Origin of the sequence: Pseudomonas sp. MF6767, from assembly GCF_016405475.1 — a bacterium.
GTDB lineage: Bacteria > Pseudomonadota > Gammaproteobacteria > Pseudomonadales > Pseudomonadaceae > Aquipseudomonas > Aquipseudomonas paracarnis.
Map to the genome: position 1 here is coordinate 17,222 of NZ_JAEKCY010000036.1, position 10,014 is coordinate 27,235.

7 protein-coding genes and 1 pseudogene are annotated in these 10,014 nt (G+C 61.7%); 2 read left to right on the top strand and 6 right to left on the bottom strand.

The features are described 5' to 3' along the window. Positions 1–67: 67 nt before the first annotated feature. The 5 genes from asd to leuC all read right to left on the bottom strand — a co-directional run bounded on the left by asd (position 68) and on the right by leuC (position 5,363). Complete coding sequence (asd, locus tag JFT58_RS29475; protein ID WP_003192554.1) at positions 68–1,180, bottom strand: aspartate-semialdehyde dehydrogenase; 1,113 nt, start codon at positions 1,178–1,180, stop codon at positions 68–70. 64 nt (positions 1,181–1,244) lie between these two features. After that, entirely contained in the window at positions 1,245–2,327 is a 1,083-nt protein-coding gene (gene leuB, locus JFT58_RS29480) for a 3-isopropylmalate dehydrogenase (RefSeq protein ID WP_003192555.1), read from the bottom strand. Positions 2,328–2,380: 53 nt separating this feature from the next. After that, positions 2,381–3,145: a class I SAM-dependent methyltransferase gene (locus JFT58_RS29485; protein ID WP_054899003.1), complete on the bottom strand. Its 765-nt coding sequence runs from the start codon at positions 3,143–3,145 to the stop codon at positions 2,381–2,383. Positions 3,146–3,289: 144 nt separating this feature from the next. Further along, a complete protein-coding gene (gene leuD, locus JFT58_RS29490; protein WP_014719160.1) occupies positions 3,290–3,934 on the bottom strand; it encodes a 3-isopropylmalate dehydratase small subunit in 645 nt (214 codons plus the stop codon). A 10-nt stretch (positions 3,935–3,944) separates the two neighbouring features. After that, entirely contained in the window at positions 3,945–5,363 is a 1,419-nt protein-coding gene (leuC, locus tag JFT58_RS29495) for a 3-isopropylmalate dehydratase large subunit (RefSeq protein ID WP_198834846.1), read from the bottom strand. A 140-nt stretch (positions 5,364–5,503) separates the two neighbouring features. Here leuC and JFT58_RS29500 point away from each other — a divergent pair, with 140 nt between their 5' ends. After that, complete coding sequence (locus JFT58_RS29500; RefSeq protein WP_054899001.1) at positions 5,504–6,394, top strand: LysR family transcriptional regulator; 891 nt, start codon at positions 5,504–5,506, stop codon at positions 6,392–6,394. Positions 6,395–6,460: 66 nt separating this feature from the next. Continuing rightward, positions 6,461–9,739: an EAL domain-containing protein gene (locus JFT58_RS29505; protein ID WP_054899000.1), complete on the top strand. Its 3,279-nt coding sequence runs from the start codon at positions 6,461–6,463 to the stop codon at positions 9,737–9,739. A gap of 86 nt (positions 9,740–9,825) precedes the next feature. On the opposite strand, the pseudogene JFT58_RS30535 reads toward JFT58_RS29505, so the two are convergent. Continuing rightward, a pseudogene (locus JFT58_RS30535) lies at positions 9,826–10,014 on the bottom strand (hypothetical protein); the annotation flags it as partial.

A 10,014-nucleotide genomic window follows, 5' to 3' on the forward strand; every position in this document is an offset into this window, starting at 1 on the left:
ATCACAAGGGCAACAAAAAACCCGCGCCTGTCACCAGAACGCGGGTTTCTGTTATTGCCTCAAGCGATCAACGCTCCAGCAAAATCCGCAACATGCGACGCAACGGCTCAGCCGCGCCCCACAGCAGTTGGTCGCCAACGGTGAACGCGCCAAGGAACTGGCTGCCCATGTTCAGCTTGCGCAGGCGGCCCACCGGTACATTCAGGGTGCCGGTGACCTTGGTCGGGCTCAGCTCCTGCATGCTGATATCGCGGTTGTTCGGCACCAGCTTGACCCAAGGGTTGTGCTGGCTGATCAGCCCTTCGATATCGGCGATCGGCACATCTTTGTTCAACTTGATAGTCAGCGCCTGGCTGTGGCAACGCATGGCGCCAATGCGCACGCAGATGCCATCCACCGGGATCGGGTTCTTGAAGCGCCCCAGGATCTTGTTGGTTTCGGCCTGGGCCTTCCACTCTTCGCGACTCTGACCGTTAGGCAGTTCCTTGTCGATCCACGGGATCAGGCTACCGGCCAATGGCACGCCGAAGTTCTCGGTCGGGTAAGCATCGCTGCGCATGGCCTCAGCCACACGGCGGTCGATATCGAGGATCGCACTGGCCGGGTCAGCCAGTTGATCGGCGACAGCGGCGTGGGTCGCGCCCATCTGCTTGATCAGTTCACGCATGTTCTGCGCGCCGGCACCGGAGGCCGCCTGATAGGTCATCGCGCTCATCCACTCCACCAGGCCCGCTTCGAACAGGCCGCCCAGGCCCATCAGCATCAGGCTGACGGTGCAGTTGCCGCCCACATAGTTCTTGGTACCGGCGTCCAGTTGCTGGTCGATGACCTTGCGGTTGACCGGATCGAGGATGATCACCGCGTCGTCCTGCATGCGCAGGCTCGAAGCGGCGTCGATCCAGTAACCCTGCCAGCCGGCTTCGCGCAGCTTGGGGAAGACTTCGCTGGTGTAGTCGCCACCCTGGCAGGTCAGGATCACGTCGAGGCTCTTCAACTCTTCAATGCTGTAGGCATCCTTGAGCGGGGCAATATCCTTGCCCACGGACGGCCCTTGGCCACCTACGTTCGAAGTGGTGAAAAACACCGGCTCAATAAGATCGAAATCCTGCTCTTCCAGCATCCGCTGCATGAGCACGGAACCGACCATACCGCGCCAACCGATCAGACCTACACGTTTCATCGCAACTACACCTTGTTAAAAAGTGGGCCGCCTTGCAGCAACAACTGCAAGCGGGCCCGAGAGATTACAGATTCCGCAGCGCGGCGACTACTGCGTCGCCCATTTCTTGCGTCCCGACCTTGGTGCAACCCTGGGACCAGATATCGCCGGTGCGCAAGCCCTGATCCAGCACCAGGCTGACGGCCTTCTCGATTGCGTCCGCCGCATCGCCCAGGTTGAAGCTGTAGCGCAGCATCATCGACACCGACAAAATCGTCGCCAGCGGGTTGGCAATGCCCTGCCCCGCGATGTCTGGCGCCGAACCGTGGCACGGCTCGTACATACCTTTGTTGTTGGTGTCCAGGGACGCCGACGGCAGCATGCCGATGGAACCGGTGAGCATCGACGCCTGGTCGGACAGGATGTCGCCGAACAGGTTGTCGGTGACAATCACGTCGAACTGCTTGGGTGCGCGCACCAGTTGCATGGCGGCGTTGTCGACGTACATGTGGCTCAGTTCGACGTCCGGATAATCCTTGGCGACTTCTTCGACGATTTCACGCCACAGTTGGCTGGAAGCCAGCACGTTGGCCTTGTCCACCGAGCAGACTTTTTTGCCGCGCACGCGCGCCATGTCGAAACCGACCCGGGCGATACGGCGGATTTCGCTCTCGCTGTATGGCAGCGTGTCATAGGCCTGACGCTCACCATTTTCCAACTCGCGCACACCCCGTGGCGAGCCGAAGTAGATACCGCCGGTCAGCTCACGCACGATGAGGATATCCAGGCCCGCCACCACTTCCGGCTTGAGGCTCGACGCGTCAGCCAGTTGCGGGTAGAGGATGGCCGGGCGCAGGTTACCGAACAGGCCCAGTTGCGCACGAATTTTCAGCAAGCCGCGCTCAGGGCGGATGTCACGCTCGATCTTGTCCCATTTCGGCCCACCCACGGCACCGAGCAGTACCGCATCGGCAGCCCGGGCGCGGTCGAGGGTCTCGTCAGCCAGCGGCACGCCGTGCTTGTCGATGGCAGCGCCGCCGATCACGTCGTGGCTCAGCTCGAAGCCCAGGCTGTACTTGCTGTTGGCAAGCTCAAGGACCTTGACCGCTTCGGCCATGATTTCCGGCCCAATACCGTCGCCAGGGAGAATCAGAATCTGCTTGCTCATGCGTTCCTCATTTCATCAAGCGACCCGCCCGTGGGCAGGTCGGGAAAAATCAATCAGCGTTCGGCGAAGACCACCAGCACATCGGTGCTGAAGGTGCCGTCGGCTTGAACTTCGTAATAATCACGTACTTCCTGGCCCATCGCCTGTTGCAGCTCAAGGATTGCTGCACGCAGTACCTCTGGCGTGCGCATGCGTTCAACCCACGAGGTGTACTCCAGGCGCAAGCGCTGGCGACTGCTGTTGCGCACGTGCAGGCCAGCCTCACTCAACTGGCGCATCCACTCGGCGCCGGAATAGTCACGTACATGGCTGGTGTCGCGCAGCACTTCGACGGTTTGCAGGTAAGTGTCCAACAGCGGGCTGCCCGGTGACAAGACATCCACAAATGCCGCCACGCCACCCGGCTTGAGCACACGGCGCACTTCACGCAGGGCCAGGCCGAGGTCGCTCCAGTGATGGGCCGAATAACGGCTGAACACGAAGTCGAATTCGCCATCGGCGAACGGCAGGCGCTCGGCGGCGCCGTGCACGGTGCGGATGTTGTCCAGGTTGCGGTCTTTGGCGGCGGCGGCCACCACGTCGAGCATAGGCTGGGACAAGTCGTAGGCCACCACTTCTTTGACCAGAGGCGCTACATGGAAGCTGACATGACCGGCACCGCAGCCCAGGTCCAGCAGGCGTGCAGCGCCCTGCCCGGCCAGTTCGGCCTGTAGCAGTGCGAATTCGGTGCCCTGGGCGTGTACGGCGCTGCTCAGGTAGGCCGAGGCTTGCTCGCCGAATTGTTTTTGCACGACTTGGGTGTGGGCGGTGGTGGTCATGGTGGCTTTCCTTGGGGTTTGTGGTGGTTGCACTGGCGCTATCGCAGGCAAGCCAGCTCCCACCGTTGACCGAGGTGCTCAGGCGAACCTCGATCCCTGTGGGAGCGGGCTTGCCCGCGATGGGGCCCGCACGGTTACCGCAAATCAGGCATCGCGAAACAGCCAGGGCTGGCTCGCCCGGTGCCTGGTTTCAAACGCAGCAATCGCATCGCCGTCCTGCAAGGTCAGGCCAATGTCGTCCAGGCCGTTGATCAGGCAGTGCTTACGGAAGGCATCCACTTCAAAGTGGTACACCTTGCCATCCGGGCGGGTCACGGTTTGCGCGGCCAGGTCCACCGTCAACTGGTAGCCGACATTGGCCTCCACTTGCTGGAACAACTCGTCCACTTCAGCGTCGCTCAAGATGATCGGCAACAGGCCGTTCTTGAAGCTGTTGTTGAAGAAGATATCGGCGTAGCTCGGCGCGATGATGCTGCGAAAGCCGTACTCTTCCAGGGCCCAAGGCGCGTGCTCGCGGCTGGAGCCGCAGCCGAAGTTTTCCCGGGCCAGCAACACGCTGGCGCCTTGGTAACGCTCGGCGTTGAGCACAAAGTCCTTGTTCAGAGGGCGCTTGGAGTTGTCCTGGTAGGCGTAGCCCACGTCCAGGTAGCGCCACTCATCGAACAGGTTGGGGCCGAAACCGGTGCGCTTGATCGACTTCAGGAACTGCTTTGGGATGATCTGGTCGGTGTCCACATTGGCACGGTCCAACGGCGCTACAAGGCCTGTGTGTTGGGTAAAAGCTCTCATCGGGTTTTCCTCAGATCAATTCGCGAACGTCGATGAAACGACCGTTGACGGCAGCAGCGGCGGCCATGGCCGGGCTCACCAGGTGAGTACGCCCACCCGCGCCTTGGCGCCCTTCGAAGTTACGGTTGGAGGTCGACGCGCAATGCTCGCCCGACTCCAGGCGGTCCGGGTTCATCGCCAGGCACATCGAGCAGCCCGGCTCACGCCATTCAAAACCGGCTTCGAGGAAGATCTTGTCCAGGCCTTCGGCTTCCGCCTGGGCTTTAACCAGCCCGGAACCTGGCACCACAATGGCTTGTTTGATGGTAGAGGCCACCTTGCGGCCTTTGGCGATCACCGCCGCGGCGCGCAGGTCTTCGATACGCGAGTTGGTGCAGGAACCGATAAACACACGGTCCAACTGGATGTCGGTGATCGCCTGGTTGGCGGTCAACCCCATGTATTTCAAGGCGCGCTCAATGGAGCCACGCTTGACCAGGTCGGCCTCTTTGGCCGGGTCCGGCACGTTCTGGTCGACGGCCAGGACCATTTCGGGCGAAGTGCCCCAGCTGACTTGCGGCTTGATCTGCGTAGCGTCGAGTTCGACCACGGTGTCGAACACCGCATCGGCGTCGGACACCAGGTCTTTCCACGCTTCGACGGCGGCATTCCAATCGGCGCCTTGCGGCGCGAACGGGCGACCCTTGACGTATTCGACGGTTTTTTCGTCCGCCGCCACCATGCCCACGCGGGCACCGGCTTCGATGGACATGTTGCAGATGGTCATGCGGCCTTCAATGGACAGCTCGCGGATAGCACTGCCGGCGAACTCGATGGCATGGCCGTTGCCGCCGGCGGTGCCGATCTTGCCGATCACGGCGAGCACGATGTCTTTGGCGGTCACGCCAAACGGCAATTGGCCTTCGACGCGTACCAGCATGTTCTTCATTTTCTTGGCCACCAGGCACTGGGTGGCGAACACATGTTCCACCTCAGACGTGCCGATGCCATGGGCCAGGGCGCCGAACGCACCGTGGGTGGAGGTGTGGGAGTCGCCGCAGACCACGGTCATGCCCGGCAAGGTGGCGCCCTGCTCCGGGCCGATGACGTGGACGATGCCTTGGCGCACGTCGTTCATCTTGAATTCGGTGATGCCGTATTCGTCGCAATAATCGTCGAGGGTCTGCACCTGCAACCGCGAAACCTGGTCGGCAATGGCTTCGATGCCGCCCTTGCGCTCAGGAGTGGTCGGCACGTTGTGGTCCGGAGTGGCGATGATGGAGTCGACGCGCCAAGGCTTGCGCCCGGCCAGTCGCAGGCCTTCGAACGCTTGGGGCGAGGTCACTTCATGAATGATGTGACGGTCGATGTAGATCAGCGACGATCCATCATCGCGACGTTTCACTTCGTGGGAATCCCAAAGCTTGTCGTAAAGCGTTTTGCCGGCCATCAGTCGGTCCTCATCAGCGGTGCATCTATACGCCGGGCTTTTCAATAACCCTTTGGCTTGTGAGGCTGATGGTATGGCGCTACATTAAATAACTCAAATTCATATTTTTTATGCTTTGGATTACCAACTGGAATAGCACCATGGACCTGGCCAACCTCAACGCCTTTATCGCCATCGCCGAGACCGGCAGCTTCTCTGGCGCCGGCGAACGCCTGCACCTGACCCAGCCGGCCATCAGCAAGCGCATCGCCGGTTTGGAACAACAATTGAAGGTACGGCTGTTCGACCGCCTGGGCCGCGAAGTCGGCTTGACCGAGGCCGGGCGGGCCTTGCTGCCCCGCGCCTATCAAATCCTCAACGTGCTGGACGACACCCGCCGGGCCCTGACCAACCTCACCGGGGAAGTCAGCGGGCGCCTCACTCTGGCCACTAGCCACCATATCGGCCTGCATCGCCTGCCGCCGATCCTGCGCACCTTCACCCGGCAATATCCGAAGGTGGCGTTGGATATTCAGTTTCTGGATTCAGAAGTGGCCTACGAAGAAATCCTCCATGGCCGTGCGGAAGTCGCGGTAATCACCCTGGCGCCTGAGCCCCACAACCTGGTACGTGCAAGCCGGGTGTGGGACGACCCACTGGATTTTGTGGTGGCGCCGGAACACAGCCTGATCAGCAACGGTTCCGTCAGCCTGGCTGATATCGCCGGGCATCCGGCCGTGTTTCCCGGTGGCAACACCTTTACCCACCATATTGTCAGCCGCCTGTTCGAGGCCCAGGGCCTGACGCCCAATATCGCGATGAGCACTAACTACCTGGAAACCATCAAGATGATGGTCTCCATCGGCCTGGCCTGGAGCGTGTTGCCGCGCACCATGCTCGACGATCAGGTGGCAAGTATCGCTTTGCCGGGCATACAGCTCAGTCGCCAGCTAGGCTATATCGTGCACACCGAAAGGACGCTGTCGAACGCTGCGCGGGCTTTCATGAGTCTGTTGGATGCACAGGTCGATCTGCCAGGGTTACCGGCATGACACCGTGCGGGCCAGGGGTTTAGGTCAAACCGCGCGGTTTTCTCCATGAGCCAAGGCCCTTTGATAATGCGCAACCCCCTTGACCCGATTCCACCCCTGCCCCGCATCTACGCCCTGGACCCTCAAGCGGCGGAACAAAGCTGGGACAGTGCCCCGCAGCTGCTGGCGGCCCTCAATGCCGCGCGGCTGGGTGCCTGGTGCTGGGAAATCGACACAGGAAGAATCAGTTGGTCACGGGGCACCCAGGCGCTATTCGGCTTTGACCCGCGCCAGCCTCTGCCCAAGGACCTCGATTACCTAGACCTGCTGGCCCCGCAAGACAGTGCGCGGGTGGTGCGCGGCTTTCATGCGGTGCTCGCCGGAGAGCCCTTCGACCGCGCCATGCACCACCGCATCCAATGGCCCGATGGCAGCCTGCACTGGCTGGAAATCAGCGGCAACCTGGCCCCCGATAAAGCCGGACGGCGGCGCATGATCGGGGTCATCCGCGAAATCACCCATCAACGCGACCGTGAACACGCCCTCAGCCATTCGGAAAAGCGCTTCGCCACCCTGTTCCACCTATGCCCGAACATGGTACTGCTGACGCGCCAGGCCGACGGCTTGATCAGCGAAGCCAACCAGTACTTCGAGATGCTGTTCGGCTGGCCGGTGGCCGATGCCATCGGCCGCACCACATTGGAGCTGGGCCTGTGGCGCCACCCGGAACAGCGGGCGCTGCTGGTCAAGGCCACGCAGCGCAAGGGTGAACCGATCACCATGGACGTGCAGTTCTGCGCCAGCAACGGTCAGATTCATGACGGCACCCTCAGCGCACAAAAAGTGGAACTGGACGGCGAGGCGTACCTGATCAGCACCTTTCTGGACACCACCGAACGCAAAAACGCCGAGCAAGCGCTCAAGGAAAGCCAGGAGCGCCTGGACCTGGCTCTGGATTCCGCGCAACTGGGTACCTGGGATTGGCACATCCCCAGCGGCATGCTCTACGGCTCGGCGCGTGCCGCCCAGTTGCACGGGCTGGAACCCGCGCCGTTCCATGAATCCTTCGATGCGTTTTTTGAGGGCATGTCCGATGAGGACCGCGAGGGCATGCGCCATGCGTACCGCAGTTTGCGCGAAGGCCCGGACGGCAACTATCAGCTGACCTACCGCGTGCAAATGGAAGACGGCAGCCCGCGCTACCTGGAGAGCCGCGCACGCCTGTATCGCGATGAGTCAGGCAAGCCCCTGCGCATGGCAGGGACCTTGCTGGATATCACCGACCAGGTCGAGCGCGAGCAACGGCTGACCGCCTCGGAAGAAAAGTTCGCCAGCCTGTTCCAGGCCAGCCCCGACCCGATCTGCGTGACCTGCCTGGACAGCGGCGCCTTTATCGAGATCAACCCGGCGTTTACCCAGACGTTTGGCTGGACAGCCGCCGAAGTGCTCGACAAAAGCGCCGAACAAATCGGCTTGTGGGACGACTCCAGCAAGCGCCTGCAGCGCATCGAGCAGGTGATACGCGAACAGGCCCTGAGCAATGTGGCCATAGTGGTGCATCACAAGGACGGCCAAAGCCTGACCTGCATGATTTCCAGCCGCTTGATCAAGGTCAGCGACCAGCCGTGCATCGTCACCACGCTGCGCGATATTACCCAACAGCAACGCTCGGAAGCCGCACTCAAGGCCAGTGAAGAGAAGTTTGCCAAGGCGTTCCATTCCAGCCCCGATGCGATATCCATCACCGAACGCGACACCGGCCGTTACGTGGAGGTCAACGACGGTTTTTGCCGCCTGACCGGTTACCGCACCGAAGAAGCCATCGGCCTGACGCTGTACCAGATCGGCATCTGGGCCGATGAAAACCAACGCGCTGCACTGTTGGCCGAGTTGCACATCAAGGGGCGCATTCACCACCTGGAAATGCTCTGGCGCAACAAGCGTGGCGAGGTGCTGGCGGTGGAGGTCTCGGTGGAGCCGATCACCTTGAATGAAACCCCCTGCCTGCTGCTGACCGCGCGGGATGTGAGCCTATTGAAGAACGCCCAGGCGCAGATCCGGCACCTGGCCTATCACGACCCGCTGACCAACCTGCCGAACCGGGCACTGCTGATGGACCGCCTGAGCCAGCAGATCGCCCTGCTCAAGCGCCACAACCTGCGCGGCGCCCTGCTGTTTCTGGACCTGGATCACTTCAAGCACATCAACGACTCCCTCGGCCACCCCGTTGGCGACACCGTGCTGAAAATCGTCACCGCGCGCCTGGAAGCCAGCGTGCGCACGGAGGACACCGTGGCGCGCCTGGGCGGCGACGAGTTTGTGGTATTGCTCAGCGGCCTGGAGGGCACCCGCCAGACGGTCAGCAGCCAGGTGCAAGCGCTGGCCGATACCCTGCGCGAATTGCTCTCGGAACCCATGTTCCTTGACGGTCACCGGTTGCAGGTCACGCCCAGCATCGGCGTGGCGCTGATCCCCGACCACGGCACCACACCCGCCGATCTGCTCAAGCGTGCCGACATCGCCCTGTACCGCGCCAAGGACTCCGGGCGCAACACCACGCAGATGTTCCACAACAGCATGCAAAAAACCGCCAGCGAGCGCCTGCGCATGGAAACCGACTTGCGCCTGGCTTTGTCACGCGGCGAATTCAGCGTGCATTACCAGCCCCAGGTGGATGCGCGAGGCAACAGGATAATCGGCGCCGAAGCCCTGGTGCGCTGGCAGCATCCACAATTGGGCGCGCAGTCGCCGGCGGAATTTATCAAGGTATTGGAAGACAGCGGCCTGATCCTGGAGGTCGGCACCTGGATTCTCGATGAAGCCTGCGGCGCCTTTGCCCAGTTGATTGCCGCCGGCCTGGTGGACCCGCTCAATTTCAGCCTGTGCGTGAATATCAGCCCGCGGCAGTTTCGCCAGAACGACTTTGTGGAACGGGTGGAGCACAGCCTCAAGCAACACGGCCTGCCGTTCAGCCTGCTGAAACTGGAAATCACCGAAGGCATCGTGATCCAGAACCTGGACGACACCGTGATGAAGATGCGCCGCCTGAAAAAACTCGGCGTGAGCTTTGCAATGGATGATTTCGGCACCGGCTACTCATCCCTGACCTATCTCAAGCGCTTGCCGGTGGACGCACTGAAGATCGATCAGTCGTTCGTGCGCGATGCGACCCACGACCCCAATGATGCAGAAATCATCCGCGCCATTGTGGCGATGGCGCGCAGCCTGAACCTGGAAGTCATCGCCGAGGGGGTGGAAACCCTGGAACAGCTGGCGTTCCTGCAAAAGCTGGGCTGCCATTTGTTCCAGGGGTATTTACACAGCCGGCCATTGCCGATCGAGGGTTTCAGGCGGTTGCTGGAATAGGGCCGCGCCTGATCACGCGAGGTTGCAAAAGATGCAGCCAAGCGCCACTGCCGTCAACGGAGCCGCCCGCCTGGGTGCCTGTTCAATTACATAAGCGCTACAGCATGGCCGTAGGTAGGGGCCGAGCCTCGGCGCCCCCACAACTCTTCACGACCATTGATAACCGCTACCGAATGCTTATCCCGATTGCACATACCCACTTGCCCACCGGCGAGCGCACTGACGGGCACCGTTCTCATGTGTTTCCTCAACCCCAGGCGCAGAAACCCCTCCCC

Coding starts and splice junctions, on each gene's coding strand:
- asd (WP_003192554.1), bottom strand. CDS start 1,180: ATGAAACGTGTAGGTCTGATCGGTTGGCGCGGTATGGTCGGTTCCGTG.
- JFT58_RS29485 (WP_054899003.1), bottom strand. CDS start 3,145: ATGACCACCACCGCCCACACCCAAGTCGTGCAAAAACAATTCGGCGAG.
- leuB (WP_003192555.1), bottom strand. CDS start 2,327: ATGAGCAAGCAGATTCTGATTCTCCCTGGCGACGGTATTGGGCCGGAA.
- leuD (WP_014719160.1), bottom strand. CDS start 3,934: ATGAGAGCTTTTACCCAACACACAGGCCTTGTAGCGCCGTTGGACCGT.
- JFT58_RS29505 (WP_054899000.1), top strand. CDS start 6,461: ATGCGCAACCCCCTTGACCCGATTCCACCCCTGCCCCGCATCTACGCC.
- leuC (WP_198834846.1), bottom strand. CDS start 5,363: ATGGCCGGCAAAACGCTTTACGACAAGCTTTGGGATTCCCACGAAGTG.
- JFT58_RS29500 (WP_054899001.1), top strand. CDS start 5,504: ATGGACCTGGCCAACCTCAACGCCTTTATCGCCATCGCCGAGACCGGC.